The 15737-nt window shown below is 55.7% G+C and carries 19 protein-coding genes; 8 read left to right on the top strand and 11 right to left on the bottom strand.

Annotation, left to right across the window (positions count from 1 at the left end):
• From NG42_RS00685 to NG42_RS00675, 3 genes are all read left to right on the top strand, one after another.
• The coding region (locus NG42_RS00685) for an ABC transporter permease (RefSeq protein ID WP_052896938.1) at window positions 1-814 on the top strand (814 nt) is incomplete at its 5' end.
• The gene (locus NG42_RS00680; RefSeq protein ID WP_052896702.1) at window positions 811-1746 is read left to right on the top strand and encodes an ABC transporter ATP-binding protein; all 936 of its coding nucleotides are present in this window, start codon (window positions 811-813) and stop codon (window positions 1744-1746) included. The genes NG42_RS00685 and NG42_RS00680, both read left to right, overlap by 4 nt.
• Complete coding sequence (locus NG42_RS00675; RefSeq protein ID WP_052896701.1) at window positions 1746-2477, top strand: ABC transporter permease; 732 nt, start codon at window positions 1746-1748, stop codon at window positions 2475-2477. Before NG42_RS00680 ends, NG42_RS00675 begins: the two co-directional genes overlap by 1 nt.
• Here NG42_RS00675 and NG42_RS23970 read toward each other — a convergent pair.
• From NG42_RS23970 to NG42_RS00635, 9 genes are all read right to left on the bottom strand, one after another.
• Window positions 2458-2565, bottom strand: coding sequence for a membrane protein (locus NG42_RS23970; RefSeq protein WP_052896699.1), 108 nt, complete (start codon window positions 2563-2565; stop codon window positions 2458-2460). The genes NG42_RS00675 and NG42_RS23970 overlap by 20 nt on opposite strands.
• A 76-nt stretch (window positions 2566-2641) precedes the next feature.
• A complete protein-coding gene (locus NG42_RS00670) occupies window positions 2642-3175 on the bottom strand; it encodes a DUF3833 domain-containing protein (RefSeq protein ID WP_082203818.1) in 534 nt (177 codons plus the stop codon).
• 59 nt (window positions 3176-3234) lie between these two features.
• On the bottom strand, window positions 3235-3714 hold the full coding sequence (locus NG42_RS00665; protein ID WP_052896695.1) for a DUF2878 domain-containing protein: 480 nt from the start codon (window positions 3712-3714) through the stop codon (window positions 3235-3237).
• Window positions 3711-4940: an SAM-dependent methyltransferase gene (locus NG42_RS00660; RefSeq protein ID WP_052896693.1), complete on the bottom strand. Its 1230-nt coding sequence runs from the start codon at window positions 4938-4940 to the stop codon at window positions 3711-3713. The genes NG42_RS00665 and NG42_RS00660 overlap by 4 nt, the downstream gene beginning before the upstream one ends.
• Complete coding sequence (locus tag NG42_RS00655; protein WP_052896691.1) at window positions 4940-5656, bottom strand: DUF1365 domain-containing protein; 717 nt, start codon at window positions 5654-5656, stop codon at window positions 4940-4942. Before NG42_RS00655 ends, NG42_RS00660 begins: the two co-directional genes overlap by 1 nt.
• Window positions 5653-6918 carry an NAD(P)/FAD-dependent oxidoreductase gene (locus tag NG42_RS00650; RefSeq protein WP_052896690.1) on the bottom strand — a complete coding sequence of 422 codons (1266 nt, stop codon included), beginning with the start codon at window positions 6916-6918 and terminating at the stop codon, window positions 5653-5655. Before NG42_RS00650 ends, NG42_RS00655 begins: the two co-directional genes overlap by 4 nt.
• Before the next feature lie 4 nt (window positions 6919-6922).
• Window positions 6923-7639, bottom strand: a complete 717-nt coding sequence (locus NG42_RS00645; protein ID WP_052896688.1) for an SDR family NAD(P)-dependent oxidoreductase — start codon at window positions 7637-7639, stop codon at window positions 6923-6925.
• Window positions 7636-8079, bottom strand: a complete 444-nt coding sequence (locus NG42_RS00640; RefSeq protein WP_052896686.1) for a nuclear transport factor 2 family protein — start codon at window positions 8077-8079, stop codon at window positions 7636-7638. Before NG42_RS00640 ends, NG42_RS00645 begins: the two co-directional genes overlap by 4 nt.
• Before the next feature lie 13 nt (window positions 8080-8092).
• Window positions 8093-8824 (bottom strand): MerR family transcriptional regulator, encoded by a 732-nt coding sequence (locus NG42_RS00635; RefSeq protein WP_052896684.1) that lies wholly within the window; start codon window positions 8822-8824, stop codon window positions 8093-8095.
• 146 nt (window positions 8825-8970) lie between these two features.
• On the opposite strand from NG42_RS00635, the gene NG42_RS00630 reads away from it, so the two are divergent.
• From NG42_RS00630 to NG42_RS00620, 3 genes are read left to right on the top strand one after another with little or no spacing between them, the layout of a single operon-like run.
• Window positions 8971-9534, top strand: coding sequence for a helix-turn-helix domain-containing protein (locus NG42_RS00630; RefSeq protein WP_052896682.1), 564 nt, complete (start codon window positions 8971-8973; stop codon window positions 9532-9534).
• Window positions 9531-10052, top strand: a complete 522-nt coding sequence (locus NG42_RS00625; RefSeq protein ID WP_052896680.1) for a GNAT family N-acetyltransferase — start codon at window positions 9531-9533, stop codon at window positions 10050-10052. Before NG42_RS00630 ends, NG42_RS00625 begins: the two co-directional genes overlap by 4 nt.
• Window position 10053: 1 nt before the next feature.
• Window positions 10054-10524, top strand: coding sequence for a GNAT family N-acetyltransferase (locus NG42_RS00620; protein ID WP_053115598.1), 471 nt, complete (start codon window positions 10054-10056; stop codon window positions 10522-10524).
• 11 nt (window positions 10525-10535) lie between these two features.
• Here NG42_RS00620 and NG42_RS00615 read toward each other — a convergent pair whose 3' ends face one another.
• Entirely contained in the window at window positions 10536-10970 is a 435-nt protein-coding gene (locus NG42_RS00615; protein WP_156321990.1) for a hypothetical protein, read from the bottom strand.
• A 272-nt stretch (window positions 10971-11242) separates the two neighbouring features.
• Between NG42_RS00615 and dinG the strand changes: the two genes are divergently transcribed.
• Window positions 11243-13396 carry an ATP-dependent DNA helicase DinG gene (dinG, locus tag NG42_RS00610; protein WP_052896676.1) on the top strand — a complete coding sequence of 718 codons (2154 nt, stop codon included), beginning with the start codon at window positions 11243-11245 and terminating at the stop codon, window positions 13394-13396.
• Between the two features lie 60 nt (window positions 13397-13456).
• On the top strand, window positions 13457-14434 hold the full coding sequence (ybiB, locus tag NG42_RS00605) for a DNA-binding protein YbiB (RefSeq protein WP_052896674.1): 978 nt from the start codon (window positions 13457-13459) through the stop codon (window positions 14432-14434).
• 71 nt (window positions 14435-14505) lie between these two features.
• Here ybiB and NG42_RS00600 read toward each other — a convergent pair whose 3' ends face one another.
• The gene (locus NG42_RS00600; protein ID WP_052896672.1) at window positions 14506-15663 is read right to left on the bottom strand and encodes a M20 aminoacylase family protein; all 1158 of its coding nucleotides are present in this window, start codon (window positions 15661-15663) and stop codon (window positions 14506-14508) included.
• Between the last annotated feature and the right edge of the window lie 74 nt (window positions 15664-15737).

Here is a 15737-nt window from a genome sequence, read left to right as displayed (position 1 = left end):
GGCGGCGGCGCTCTGCCTGCTGATTGCCGCCGATGCGTTATCACGCGCCACGCGTAGTGCGTTCTGGCGTCTGCTGCTGAATGCGCAGATGTGGTTGCCGGTTATCGCTCTGCTGGCCAGCGGGCAACTCGATCAGGTGGCATTGTTGAAGGAGTACAGCAACCGTCAGGAGGTGTTTGACCAGGCGTTGGCGCGTCATTTGATATTGCTGTTCAGCACCTTACTGCCAGCATTGCTGCTGGGCATTCCGCTTGGGCTGCTCTGTTATCGCCAGCCGCGCTGGCAATCGGCGGTCTTTTCGCTGCTGAATATCATTCAGACCGTGCCGTCGGTGGCGCTGTTTGGCCTGCTAATCGCGCCGCTGGCGGGATTAGCCAGCGCGTTTCCGCTGCTGAGTCGCTGGGGCATCAGCGGTATTGGTATGGCGCCGGCCTTAATCGCACTGGTGCTGTATGCCCTGTTGCCGCTGGTGCGCAGCGTGGTGGCGGGCTTGCAGCAAGTTCCGGCTGGCGTGATTGAAACCGCACGCGGCATGGGCATGACGCGTATGCAGGTGTTCTGGCATGCCGAAGTGCCGCTGGCGCTGCCGGTGATGCTGAGTGGCCTGCGCGTGGTCGCGGTGCAAACGGTGGGGATGGCGGTCATCGCCGCGCTGATTGGTGCCGGTGGCTTTGGTGCCATTATTTTTCAAGGGTTGCTGAGTAGCGCGCTGGAGCTGGTGCTGCTCGGGGTGATCCCGGTGATCGCGCTGGCAGTAATGGTAGATGCGCTATTTAAATTTGTGATTTCGCTACTGGAGAACGATCGCCGATGATCAACTTTAATCAGGTGAGTAAATACTTTAACGGTAAAGCGGCGATCCGTGACTTAACCCTGAATATTGCCAAAGGGGAATTTACCGTGCTGATTGGCACCTCCGGTTCCGGTAAGTCGACCACGCTGAAAATGATCAACCGGCTGATCGAGCATGATGAAGGCACGATCCGCTTTGCCGGTGAAGAGATCCGCGGTTTTAATCCACAGGTATTGCGGCGGCGTATGGGCTACGCGATTCAGTCGATTGGCTTGTTTCCACACTGGACGGTGGAGAAAAATATCGCCACGGTACCGGCGCTGCTGAACTGGCCGAAAGCGCGGGTGCAGGAGCGTGTTACTGAGCTGTTGGCGCTGCTTAATCTGGATAATGAGTTTCGACATCGTTATCCACATCAACTTTCTGGCGGTCAGCAGCAGCGGGTCGGCGTGGCTCGTGCGCTGGCCGCCGACCCGGAAGTGTTACTGATGGATGAACCTTTCGGTGCGCTCGATCCGGTGACCCGTGCGGCTTTGCAGCAGGAGATTATCCGTATACATCAGCTGTCCGGGCGCACCATCGTGCTGGTGACTCATGATATTGATGAAGCGCTGACGCTGGCGGACAAAATTGTGCTGATGGACGGCGGACGGGTGATCCAGCAGGGTAAACCGGTGGAGCTGCTGACGCGACCGGCGAACCAGTTTGTCCGTGATTTCTTTGGCCGCAGTGAGCTGGGTGTGCGCCTGCTGTCGCTCGGCAATGCCGGCTCCACCGCGCGGCGCGGCGAATGGCTGGACGAGGAACCGATCGCCGCCGATACCACGTTGCGTGAGGCGCTTTCGCAGTTTATTGCGCGCCAGACGGACAAACTGCCGGTGGTCGATAATCAACAAAAACCACTGGGCGTGCTGCATTTTGCCGATCTGCTGCATCAGCGGGAGGGATTATGATGCGCTGGCTACGCGATCCGCTGTGGTGGCTGGTGGCCCTGTTTATCGCGCTGTTACTGGCGCTGCCGCACAGCGGCGGTCTGTTTGCCCACTGGTTTCCGCAACTGGAACGTCCGCTGTACCAGCAGGATAGCTTTGCGCAACTGGCGCTGGCGCATATTCAGCTGGTGGTGATTTCCAGCCTGCTGGCGACGCTGATTGGCGTTGGCGCGGGCATTCTGGTGACGCGCGGTGCCGGACGTGAGTTTCGTTCGTTAGTCGAGACGCTGGTGGCTGCCGGACAAACTTTCCCGCCGGTCGCGGTGCTGGCGATTGCGGTGCCGGTGATCGGCTTTGGCGATCGTCCTGCGGTAATTGCCTTGCTGCTGTATGGTTTATTGCCGATTTTACAGGGCACCTTAGCCGGGATTTCTGCGGTGCCTGCCAGTGCGCGCGAAATTGCCGAAGGGGTCGGCATGAGTGCGTGGCAGATTCTGTGCAAAGTGGAGTTGCCGCTGGCAGCACCTGTGATCCTCGCCGGTATTCGCACCTCGGTGATCATTAATATCGGTACGGCGGCAATTGCTTCAACGGTGGGCGCGAAAACGCTGGGCTCGCCGGTGATTATCGGTCTGAGCGGTTTTAATACCGCTTATATTATTCAGGGCGCAATTCTGGTGGCGCTGCTGGCCATTATCACCGACAGGCTGTTTGAGCGATTATTGCAGCGGCTTAAGAGGCATGCAGAATAATGGCATAACCGACCAGCATCAGGCCGCCGACGCCGCCGATAGCCATAACCAGGAAGCCAGAAATAATTGCGGTTTTTTTCAGGTTCATTGCAGTGCCTTAATCAAAATAAGAGGGCGGATCATAACCCGATCCGCCCCCGTATCATAGGCGATAAAGGGGTTTTTTATTGCCCGCCGTCGTGCTCTTTATTGAAAAATATCGTTACACGCGCCACTTCAATGCCGAATTTTTTCAGTGAGGTGACGTTCAGCAAATGCTGCGCATCCTGCTGGTAAATCCAGTCGTCAAAGTTGAGACGGTAACTGGAGGAATCGGTTTTCACCTCCATCTGGTAGCGCCAGTTAAAGGCATTCCCCGCCGCATGACCGGTAGCGGTACCGATAATATCATTCGCCGTGCCGACATAGCTGCCATCCTGCTGACGACGGATCTGCCAGACGCGCGTCTGTTTTTCGCCATCATCATAGACAAACTGTTCATGCAGGGTCAGAGTCTCACCCAGTACTTCGCCGCGAATGGTCACCTCAAAACGGCGTATCTGTTTACCGCTGAAATCCTGCACCATCCCCCAGGCGCGGCTCTGTCCATTAAAGTACTGGAAAATATCGATTTTCGGCGTGGCCGACTGATATTCATCAATGCTGGCGCCACAGCCGCTAACTAACAGACACAAACCCAGACAAAGCGCTTTCCACATCATATGTCCCTCCGCTCAGATCCTGACGAATAACAGGTTATTCGCCAGTCGTAATCAGGTCATGTTTTTGCCGCCAGAATCCAGCGGGTAATCGCTAAGTAGATCGCCCAGCCACAAGCCAGCAACGGATAAACCAGTGATGGCGTATGCAGCAGCGCCATGGCACCCAGCCGTTCGCCAATAAAATAACTGAACGGGCCACCCACCGCGCCCAGCGGTATCAGCCAGCGCAGCGGCAGATTAAGCGTCACCATTAATAGCCGCCACCAGCAGGCAAAGCCGAGCCATAGTGCCAGCATCCACAGCGGCAGCCAGTGGCTGCCGTTAAACTGAAACAGATCGAGTGCCAGCCACAGGCTGTCCAGCGCGACGCCCAGCACCATCAGGCTTACTACCTGCCAGCGGCCGCCAGAGGAACATAGCAGCGCCAGCAGCGCAATCGCCAGCAGCACCAGCTCGGCACGCTCGCGCAAACCGACCGCCAGCGCCCAGAAAGCATCAAAGCCCAGCGTCAGCAGCCAGAAGCGCCAGCGATTCATGCGCGCGCGGCCGTCAGCTGAACAGTACCGATGGTGCGCGCCATAAAGCCTGCTTCGCAATAACAGAGATAAAACAACCACATCCGGCGAAAACGCTCATCGAACTGTCGGTCTTCCAGCTGTGGCCAGGCATCATCAAAGCGCTGCCGCCACTCGCGCAGCGTGCGCGCATAGTCGCTGCCCATTTCAAACACGTCCTGTACCACATAGTCACTCACCTCGCTGAGTGTCTGTTGCAGCAGGGTGGTTGAGGGGAGAAAACCGCCGGGAAAAATATAGCGCTGGATAAAGTCGACCCCTCTGGCATAGCTGCTGTAACGCGCTTCACTGATGGTAATCGCCTGCAATACCAGACGACCGCCCGGCTTTACCAGCTCCTGACAGCGCTGAACAAACAGCGGTATATAGCGACGGCCCACCGCTTCAATCATTTCCACCGAGACCAGTTTGTCGTACTGACCTTCCAGCGTGCGGTAGTCTTCGCACAGCACCGTTACGCGATCGCTTAAACCCGCTTTTTCGATGCGCTGCTTAGCAAACTGATACTGTTCACGCGAAATGGTGGTTGTGGTCACCCGGCAGCCATACTCGCGTGCGGCAAATTCCGCCAGCGCGCCCCAGCCGGTACCGATTTCCAGCAGGTGATCGGCGGGGCGCAACGCCAGTTTGACGCACAGGCGGCGCAGTTTGGCTTCCTGTGCCTGTTCGAGGTTGCTGCTGGCATCACGAAACCAGGCGCTGGAATATTGCATTGAGCGATCGAGAAAAGCGCGGTAGAAATCGTTGCCGAGATCGTAATGCGCGGCAATATTGCGCCTGGCCTGGCGCACACTGTTGCGACGAAAACCGTGAATCAGCTTGTTCAGCGGCGTGGTCAGCCAGCTTAGCCGCGCTTCCATCTTATCCATCACCGCCATATTTAGCGCCAGCGTCTGGATAACCGCCGTGAGGTCGGGGGTGTCCCAGTCGTCATCCATATAACTTTCAGCCGCCGCAATACTGCCGCCCATCAGCACCCGGCGATACGCGCGGGTATGTTTCACCTGCAACTCCGCCTGCAATGTTGCCTGTGAATCGCCAAAAAACTGTTCGCCAAGGTGCGGATCATTAATGCGCAAGCCGGCACCGCGCAGTTGGCTTAACAGAGTGAAAATCACGCGGCGTGAGGCAGAGAGTTTCTTTCCGGGTTTACTGCCGTGCGTGACGCTGACTTCTGAAATGCACATTATTTTTTCTCCGACTTCGGATGGTCATACACTGGCGCACCTTTGCGCCACAATTTAAAAGCCTGCCAGTAAATCGCCAGCGCGGTACGCGCAGTCATTAGCGGAAACCGCCATAAATGGTGACGCAGGTTGCGGCGGGTCAGTGGCTGACGACGCAGGTGCAGCGTGGCGTCAAACTCACGACCGGCACGGTGGTTTTCAATATGCACAGAGAGGGATTTTCCCGGCGCTGAGAGCCGCCAGCGATAAATCATATCCATCGGATTAAACGGCGAGACATGAAATACTTTTTCGGTGGTTTCACTGCCGTCGGGCTTTACGGCATAGGTATGGCGCTCATTCCACGGCGTATTGCGCACTTCGGCCAGTATCCAGCGCAGCCGGTCGCTGGCGTCATACAGATAGTAAAAGTTGACCGGATTAAACGAGCAGCCGAGGTAGCGTAACTGACATAACAGCATGACCCGGCCGGTGAGATGTTCGCCGGTCAGTTCGGCAATACGCTGCTGGGCGCGGGTCTTAATATTGCCACCGCCGAGATAATCCTGCGGATAGAACGATGCCGGAGAAAAACGGCCAAGCCGTATCCCCAACTGCGGTAGCAACGACAACTCATCGAGGTCAATCAACGGCATAAAAATGCCATAGCTAAACTGGTGATCAACCGGGGTGAAGCGGCGATGACGCACGTGACCGCGGTACAGGGCGCTGTTCATAGCAGTGCGGCCTGTTCCATGGCGGCCACCACATCCAGCGCGCTGCGGATGCCATCTTCATGAAAGCCGTTGTAACTCCATGCGCCACAGAACCAGCTGCGGTGCTGGCCATTGAGCAACAGCCGTTGCTGCTGTGCCGCCAGACTTTCTGCGCCAAACTGTGGATGTGAATAGCGATATCTTCCCAGCACTTTGCTGGCGTCAATCGGCTGTACCGGATTTAGCGAGACACAGAAGGTTTGCGGTGCATCGATGCCCTGCAAAATATTCATATTATATGTGACGCTGGCGCCGGTCAGCTCATCGCCCGTTTCGCAATCATTGAGGTGATAATTCCAGCTGGCCCAGGCGCGGCGATTTTTCGGCAGCAGGCGCGAGTCGGTATGCAGCACAACTTCATTGTCGCGGTAAGGTACGCCGCTCAGCATGGTGTGCTCTTCAGCGGTGGCGTCCTGTAATATTTTCAGCGCCTGGTCACTGTGACAGGCAAAAATCACCTGATCAAAGCGCTGCTTGCCGCTGGCGGTTTCCAGCGTGACGCCCTGTTGATCACGCCATACCGCCTGTACCGGGGTATTAAGATGCAGCTGTAGTTTACCATCGAGCAAAGCCAGCAGGCGGCGAATATACTGGCGTGAGCCGCCGGGAACCACATACCACTGCGGGCGATTAACCACATCCAGTAAGCCGTGATGACTGAAAAATTGCAGAAACAGCGACAGCGGCATGGTGCGCATTTCGGCCAGCGAAGTAGACCAGATGGCTGCCCCCATCGGCAGAATATAGTGTTGAGCAAAAAACGGGCTGAATCGTTGACTGGTCAGAAAATCATCCAATGTTTCATCGCCATTTTGCTGCGCCAGCCAGCGTTTTCCGCAGCGGTTAAAGCGCAGGATATCAGCCACAAAGCGCAAAAAAACCGGGCTGAACAGATTGCGGCGCTGGGCAAACAGGCTGCTGAGCGAGTGGCCGTTATATTCCAGCCCGCTGCGCAGATTGCTGACGGAAAAGCTCATCTCGGTTTCCTGGCTTTCGATACCGAGTTCCGCCAGCAGCGAGAGAAAGTGCGGGTAGGTGCGGTTGTTATAAACGATAAAACCGGTGTCGATAGCATAGTGCTTGCCTTCCCGCTCGACATCGACGGTAGCGGTATGTCCACCCGGCGTCGGTTCGGCTTCAAACAGCTCTACATTGGCACGATTTGCCAGTTTCCAGGCGCAGCTAAGCCCGGCAATACCGCTGCCGATAATGGCGATGTTCACAAAACTACCTCGCTATCTGCTGGGTTAACCTTCGTTGCCACGACTGTGGCAAGCGCGACGTCAGACGTAATATCAGCGCAAACAGGCGGGGAAAGACCACTTCGCGTTTACCGCGAGCGAGGCCACGACGAATAAAGTTCGAGGCTTGCTCCACGCTGATTATCATCGGCATGGAAAAATCATTGCGTTTGGTGAGGGGGGTATCGACGAAACCGGGCAATACCAGCGAGATATGAATTTGCTGGCGGGTTAAATCCTGCGCCAGGCTACGGGCAAAATAGGCGAGGGCGGCTTTTGAGGCACCATAGGCTTCGGCTCGCGGCAGCGGCACAATGCTGGCGGTTGAGCCAACCAGCGCCACGCGGCTGCCGGGCGATAACTGCGGCAGTAATGCGTCGAGGCAGTTAATCGGCCCGCTGAAGTTGGTGTTCATCACCCGATGCACTTTCTCTGCTTCCACAATTCCGTGATTAAGATATTCGCAGGTACCGGCACAGAGAATCACCAGTTCGGCGCTTTTACCCGCCAGTGCCGCACGTGTTTGCGCCAGATCGGTGATATCGAATTCGCACAAGGTGATATCAGCGGCTTGTGCACGCAGTTGTTCCAGCTTGTTGCGGTCGCGGCCACATGCGGTCACCTGCCAGCCTTCGGCGGCATAATCGCGTGCCAGCTGGAAACCCATTCCTGAAGTGGCACCGGTAATCAGAACCCTTTTCATGATTTCAGCCTTCTTTTTAATGCGCGAATCGCGCTCCCCAATACCGGCACTTTTTCATACAGCATCTCGCCGAGATCGTAGTAATCGCGCTGGAAGATGACGCGCGAATCGCGAAAAGTCAGATAGCTGCTGCCTTCCAGTGATTGCGGCGCGCCTTTTTGTAACGCCGGATGGGCGTAGTCCATCCGCCACAGCAGTAGGGCAGCCTCGTCAAAAGCGTGCTGATGGGTAATATCGAAGCGGCAATAACGCAGATTTTTCAGCAGGGCAGCAAAATAACCGGTCACTGCATCCCGCCCGTGATGCTGGCCAACCGGATCGACCAGCAGGATATCCTGATGATAGAGCGTCGCCAGCTGGCTGAGAGAGTGTGCCTGCATGTCCTGATAAAACATCACCAGATTGTTTAGCGTGGCCTGTTGTGCGTGCTGCTGCGTCATGGTCTCAGCCCCTTCAGTTACCGTGCGGCATGATGGAGAACCCTTGTTCCTGCCAGTGTCCGATCTGTTCCTGTTGACCGCGGGTGAGCTTCTTACCGGTCCAGAGGAAAATATATTGGCCGGGGAACAATTCCGGTCGCAAGGTTTCCAGTGGCTCGGCTAATACATCAATACGCCAGTTTTGCTGGGATAAACGCCAGGCTTCCAGCCACAGGCGCGTGCGGTCCTCATTGCCCCAGCTAATCAACAATGCATCCTTTCCGGCTTTTTTTCGCGAGCCGGTCAGGCAGAAGGCGACATAATCGATCAGTGCGCCATCCAGCAGGCTACTCATGGCGCGCGCGGTGCTTTGGTCCAGCCTGAGGCGCTGACGAACCGGAATAATGACATTATCAATCAGCGCATCTGCCGGATTTTCCTTGCCCATTGTGGCAATCTTTACACGCAATTTTGCCGGTCTGACGGTGCGCAATACGCCCATCAGTTCATCCTGCAACACAGCCCAGCTGTCATCCAGATGAATATTTTCACCTTCCAGCAGGGCTTTGACTTTGCCAACCGGTACGCCGCTATCGACCCAGCGTTTAATTTCTTCAATGCGCTGGATATCCTCGTCATCAAACTGACGATGGCCCCCTTCCGAGCGCTGGGGTTTAAGTAACCCGTAGCGCCGTTGCCACGCGCGCAGGGTTACCGGGTTAATTCCACAGCGTTCAGCCACTTCACCGATGCTATAAACGGCCATTCTTTTCCTCTGTCAGCGACACCCTCTGACTAACGTTAGCCCGACTGGTTAACTTGTACAACTATTATTTGGTTGTACAGCTTGACCAGAAGTGAATTTGAGGGCTAATCTCATATTTGAGATATTTTCCCATATATGAGAAATGAATGGAACCGTCAGAAAGTACTGATCACCGGCTGGCGCAACGGCTGGCAGAACTGCGTCTGGCCAAAGGCTGGTCACTGGAGGATCTGGCTGATATCACCGGTATCAGCCGGGCTTCGCTGTCGCGCATCGAGCGGGCCGAAACCAGTCCTACCGCCTCGCTATTAAATAAACTTTGCGCCGCTTATGGCCTGACAATGTCGCGTCTGCTGAGCGAAGTGGAAGAGAATGCCGCACAGTATCTGCAACCGGCGCAGCAAACGGTGTGGATTGATGAAACAAATGGTTTTGAGCGGCGCAGCTTGTCGCCACCAGCCAGCGCATATCGTGCCGAGCTGGTCGAGGGAAAATTGCGCGCAGGTGCGCGCATCGACTATGACATTCCGCCGGTTGCCAGTCTGGAACAGCATATCTGGCTGCTCGAGGGGGTACTGGAGATCAGCATGAACCAGCAACACTGGCGTTTAACCGCCGGAGATTGCCTGCGTTTTCATCTGTTTGGCCGTTCATCTTTTCACGCGCCGGAAACGGCAGCACATTATGCACTGGTGGTATGTCGTCCATGATTGATTATGAAACACTGAGCGCTGCGCAGGCGCAGCAAGAACTCGCCGCACTGTGTGAGGTTTTAACCGGCTGTGTGGCACAGGGAGCCAGTGTGGGGTTTATTGATGTTGCCGATACCGCGTCGGTTGCCCGTTTCTGGCAGGATGTGATTTACCGTCTTGCCAGCGGCGATAAACAGCTGCTGGTGGCACGTCAGCAGGGGAAAATTGTTGCCACTGTCATCGTGGTGCTGGGTATGATGCCTAATGGAGCGCATCGGGCAGAAATCAATAAGTTACTGGTGCATCCCGCTGCCCGGCGGCAGGGCATTGCGCGTCAGTTGATGTTGCACGCTGAACTGATTGCCGTGCAGGCCAGGCGCAGCTTACTGGTGCTGGATACTCGTAGTGGTGACGCGGCAGAACAGCTCTATCTCTCTCTTGGCTGGCAAGTGGCGGGTACGATTCCCTGTTTTGCACGCTCAACGGAAGGGGAATTTGATGCCACCACCGTTATGTATAAGCGCGTGGGGCAGTAGCATGGATCCGTATGAGGCAGTGGTTAGCGTCGCACGTGAGCCTGGCGACTCGCCGGATGCGCAATTACTGATGCAGCGGCTCTCGGCAACGCTGCTCTCTATCACCGGAGACAGTGGTGGGCGTTCATTTAAACCTGAGGATATCCTGCAACCAGCATCCTGTTTTGCCATCGCCCGTGACCCGGATGGAACCGCAGTGGGCTGCGGAGCATTCAGACCGCTTTCAGCTCAGATCGCAGAACTGAAACGAATGTATGCGGTAACCTCGTCGCGCGGAACAGGCTCTGCGTTGCTGTTTTTTCTGGAGAGCGAAGCCCGTGGCTGCGGATATCAACAAATCTGGCTGGAAACGCGGCGAGTTAATCAACGTGCGGTCAGTTTTTATCTGCGCCATGGTTATTTGCCCATAGAGAACTACGGACGCTATCTTGGCAATCCGGCGGCGGTCTGTTTTGGTAAGCGGCTGGCTTAAGCATCCAGCCTTCAGGGCGTCAGTGTACGGATAAAGGGAGGGAGGAGTTGTGCAAGAAACACCGCGCTCACGACCCACAGAATAATACGGGTTTTGGCGTCGCTGATATCGACCTTAATGGCGCAGCTATCGTCCTTGAGGGCGCTGATATCGACTTTAATGGCGCAGATATCGTCCTTGAGGGCACTGATATCGTCTTTGGTCGCATAGCTGGTTTTTACAACCGCCAAATCGCTTATAACAACCGCCAAATCGGTTTTAACAACCGCTAAATCGGTTTTAACAACCGCTAAATCGGTTTTAACAACCGCTAAATCGGTTTGAATAATCTGCACATTGTTTTCGAGTTTTTCTAATCTCGTTTTCATAGCACCACCTCCGTTGTGATGTTTACCAGAGTAATGAAAAGCGCCCCTGGTGACGTTGGTCGGTTTGAGTCTGTTCATAAGTTACCCGATATCCTTATGGTTGTCCTGCTATTCCGGTGATTTTTTGCACGATTTCCTTCCGTGGCATCAGAGTGAAACATGAGTGGCTGACGATGAAAATCGACAGCTGCTGAATTTGGAATGCTTCTCGCATATGTTAAACTTGGCGGTAAATAAGGCCGTATCGGCTGGATTCTCTGTAGTGCACTGTTGTGTTTTATGATGATTTGTTGTGCATAATATAAGCTACTTCCTTACAACTGATTGATATAAAACAGAACATAAATTAAATGCTCACCTCCGCGCTTAAGGCGCAAATCGGTCAGTGGTATAAATCCCTGCAACAGCAGGTTCCTGACTTTATCCCCCGCGCACCGCAGCGCCAGATGATCGCTGAAGTGGCAAAAACACTGGCGGGCGATGAGGGACGACATCTGGCGATCGAAGCGCCTACCGGCGTCGGCAAGACGCTCTCGTATCTGATACCCGGCATCGCGGTTAGCCGCGCACAAGAGAAGCCGCTGGTGGTCAGTACCGCTAATGTGGCGTTGCAGGATCAGATCTTCAGCAAAGATTTACCGCTACTGAAAAAGATTATCCCCGATCTTAAATTTACCGCCGCTTTCGGGCGTGGCCGATACGTCTGCCCACGGAACTTATCGGCGCTGGCGGCGGATCAGGATCAGCAGGGCGATTTGTTGCTGTTCCTCGATGACGATCTGACGGCGAGTAAAGATGAGCGGGCTATCTGTGCCACGTTGCAGAAATCTCTCGATCGCCATCAGTGGGATGGCCTGCGCGATCACAGCCAGGATGCGATTGAAGATTCGCTATGGCAACGCCTGAGTACTGATAAAGCCAACTGCCTCGGACATAACTGTCACTGGTATCGTGAATGCCCGTTTTTTGTGGCGCGGCGCGAAATTGAAAATGCTGATGTGGTGGTCGCGAACCATGCGCTGGTGATGGCGGCACTGGAGAATGAGTCCGTGCTGCCGCCGGCGAAAAATCTGCTGCTGGTGCTGGATGAGGGGCATCATCTGCCGGAAGTGGCACGTGACGCGCTGGAGATGAGCGCTGAAATCACTCCTGGCTGGACCAGCCTGCAGCTCGATCTGTTTGTGCGGCTGGTCGAGCAGTGTATGGCGCAGTTCCGCCCTAAATCCCCGCCGCCGCTGGCCAATATTGAGCGGCTGAAAGGCCACTGCGAAGAGATACGCGAACAGTTGCAGATTCTGTCGTCAATGCTGGCGCTGTATCTGCCTAAAGATGAGATTGACGGCGAATATCGCTTTGAAATGGGGCAGTTACCCGAAGAGATACTTAGCTTGTGCGCACGGCTGTTTAAACTCAATGACGCGCTGCGTGGGTTATCCGAAGCCTTTCTCAACGATCTGAGTGATAAAACCGGGCAGTATGATGTGGTTCGCCTGCACCGTACCTTGCTGCAAATGAACCGCACCTTTGCGTGGTTTGAGTCGGTCAGCAAACTGTGGCGTCTGGCCGCGATGGAGCAAGCCTCCGGCGCACCGGTATCGAAGTGGGTGACGCGTGAAAGCCGTGAAGGCAATGCGCATCTGCTGTTTCACTGCGCGGGGATTCGCGTCAGCGATCAGCTGGAAAAACTGCTGTGGCGTAAAGTGCCGCACGTGGTGGTGACGTCCGCCACCTTGCGCTCGCTCAGCAGTTTTAACCGCTTGCAGGAGATGTCCGGCCTGAACGAAAAAGCGGATGACCGTTTTGTCGCGCTGGACTCGCCGTTTAACCATATTGAGCAGGGGAAACTGGTTATTCCGCAGCTGCGCCATGAACCGACGATGGCGACGGAAGCGGAACATATTGCTGAGATGGCGCACTTTTTCCGTCAGCAAATCAGCGAAGGTCAGCACAAAGGGATTCTGGTGCTGTTTGCCAGCGGCCGCGCAATGCAACTTTTTCTTACCCATGTCACCGCGTTACGTCTGATGATGCTGGTGCAGGGGGATAAACCGCGTTCCCGACTGGTGGAGCTGCATCGCCAACGGGTGCAGCAGGGGGAGACCAGCATTCTGGTCGGCCTGCAATCTTTTGCCGAGGGGTTGGATCTGAAGGGCGATTTATTGTCCCAGGTGCATATTCATAAAATTGCTTTTCCCCCGGTGGACAGTCCGGTAATTTTGACTGAGGGCGAATGGCTGAAAAGCCTGAAACGTTATCCGTTCGAGGTGCAGAGTTTGCCCAGCGCCTCGTTTAATCTGATTCAGCAGGTTGGCCGGCTGATTCGTAGTCACGACTGTTTTGGTGAAATAGTGATTTACGACAGGCGGCTGATCAGTAAACGTTATGGCCCGCGCCTGCTGGCGGCACTGCCGGTATTTCCTATCGAGCAACCGCCGATGCCAGAGGGCGAGCCACCGAAGCCGGCCAAAGAAAAAAGCCCGAAGAAGCTAAAACGGCGGCGTTAATTTATCGCGTAGTTGCTGTTCGCAGTGTCGTCGCGATGTCAGTTCAGGAAATCGTTAGCTATGGAATATACCCGGATTATTAAAGAAGTAGGGCGCGGAAAAAATCATGCGCGTGATATCGATTTTGACACGGCGCGTGCGCTCTATCGCAAAATGCTGGCTGGCGAGGTGCCGGAACTCGAGCTGGGCGGCCTGTTAATCGCCCTGCGCATTAAAGGTGAAGGCGAAGAGGAGATGCTGGGCTTCTATCAGGCGATGCAGGAGCAGGTCATGCGCCTGACGCCGCCTACAGGGCAACACATGCCGATCGTTATTCCCAGCTATAACGGTGCCCGTAAGCAGGCTAACCTGACGCCGTTACTGGCAATTTTGCTGTCGAAACTGGGTTTTCCGGTACTGGTGCACGGCGTCAGCGACGACCCGACGCGCACTACCAGTGAAGCGGTATTCGCCGCACTGGGTGTCGCCGCCGTGACCGACGCGCCGACGGCACAGGCGCAGCTTGATGCCGGTGAGCTGGTGTTTATGTCGGTTGACACGCTGTGTCCGCCGCTGGCAACACAGCTGTCACTGCGCTGGCGTATGGGGGTGCGTAACAGTGCGCATACGCTGGCAAAGTTGGCAACACCGTTTGATGAGGCCGCCGCGCTGCGTCTTTCCAGCGTTTCGCATCCGGAATATATTCCACGGGTGGCGAAATTTTTCGCGGCCATTGGCGGCACCGCCCTGCTAATGAACGGCACGGAAGGGGAAGTGTACGCCAATCTGCAACGTTGCCCGGCGATTAACCTGATTCGCGGCGGGCAATCCGAGCCGCAACTGCTGCTGGCGCGGCAGGAAGAGATCTCGATTGAGCGCGATGCGCTGGCTGCGTCGAAAGAGGCGGATGTCACCGCCGCGTGGATTCAGCGGGTGGTGAATAAAGATCTGCCGGTTCCCGACGCATTGCGGTTGCAAATCGCCTGCTGCTTTGTTGCCAGTGGACGTTCAGCGGATATTGCCAGCGGACTGGCAGAGCTGGATGCGGTGGGATACTGAACATCCCTGGCACGGGCGGCGAAAACGTCGCCCGTACAGAAGTATGGGCCGCTGCCGGAGCAATTTAATACTTATCGCCGTGGCAACAGCTGTTCCACCAGTTGCTGCCAGATGCCTGTCCCTTGCGCGATCACCTCGTCATTAAAATCGTACCAGGCATTGTGCAGTGGCCGTGAAGGCGTGGCACCATCGGCACCAATCCAGAAATAAGCGCCAGGACAGGCTTCCAGCATGCAGGCAAAATCCTCCGACGCCATCGACGGATTGACTTCCCAGTGTACCGCCGCGTCCCCCAATAAACTCACCGCAGCATCACGCACGTTCTGCGCCGATTGCGCATGATTCCGGGTCACCGGATAGCCGGGATACCAGTTAATGCTGCCCTCGACACCAAATGGCGCAGGCAGGGTGGTGACAAATTCGTCGATCAGCGCGCGTACTTTACTGCGTACTTCGCTCTGTAAACAGCGCACGGTGCCGCGCAGCTTTACCTGTTCAGGAATGACGTTAATGGCTTCACCACCATTAATTTGCGTGATGCTGACGACGGCTGAGGCGAGCGGTGACAGGCGACGCGCCGGGATAGTTTGCAGCGCCATAATCAGTTCGGCGGCGGTCACAATCGGATCGGCACCACTTTCCGGCATCGCGGCATGACAGCTTTTTCCGGTTAAGGTAATTTCAAACGAATCCAGTGAAGCCATCATCGCGCCGCTGTTCACCGCCACCTCACCCAGCGCCAGTCCCGGCCAGTTGTGCAGGCCATAAATGGCATCCATTGGAAACAGGGTAAACAGGCCGTCTTCGACCATTTTACGCGCGCCACCAAGATTCTCTTCGGCAGGCTGGAACACAAAGTGCAGCGTGCCACTGAAATTACGCGTCTGGCTAAGATGTTTCGCCGTGGCCAGCAGAATGGCGGTGTGGCCGTCGTGGCCGCAGGCGTGCATCACGCCGGGATTGTTGGATTTATGCGGTGGATTACCCAGTTCGGTAATCGGCAGTGCATCCATATCGGCACGCAGGCCAATCACCGGGCCTGGGCCATTTTCCAGCGTGCCAACCACGCCCGTTCCGGCCAGACCGACATGCACTTGCAGACCAAAGGCGCGCAGCTTTTCGGCGACCATTTTTGATGTCTGATGCTCCTGATAACCCAGCTCGGGTTGCATATGTAGCTGGTGTCGCCAGGTAACGGCCTCTTCAATCAACGAAACAGGAATGGTCATAAATAGTCTCTTCTCCATGCTGATGCCGCTTATCCGGTGCGCGGTCTGGCGCTAATCATTCGGCTTCCACTTTA

The sequence above is a fragment of the Winslowiella iniecta genome (assembly GCF_001267535.1).
Lineage (GTDB): Bacteria > Pseudomonadota > Gammaproteobacteria > Enterobacterales > Enterobacteriaceae > Erwinia > Erwinia iniecta.
Note: the sequence above shows the minus strand (reverse complement) of the source record. Positions and strands in the feature narration are given on the sequence as shown.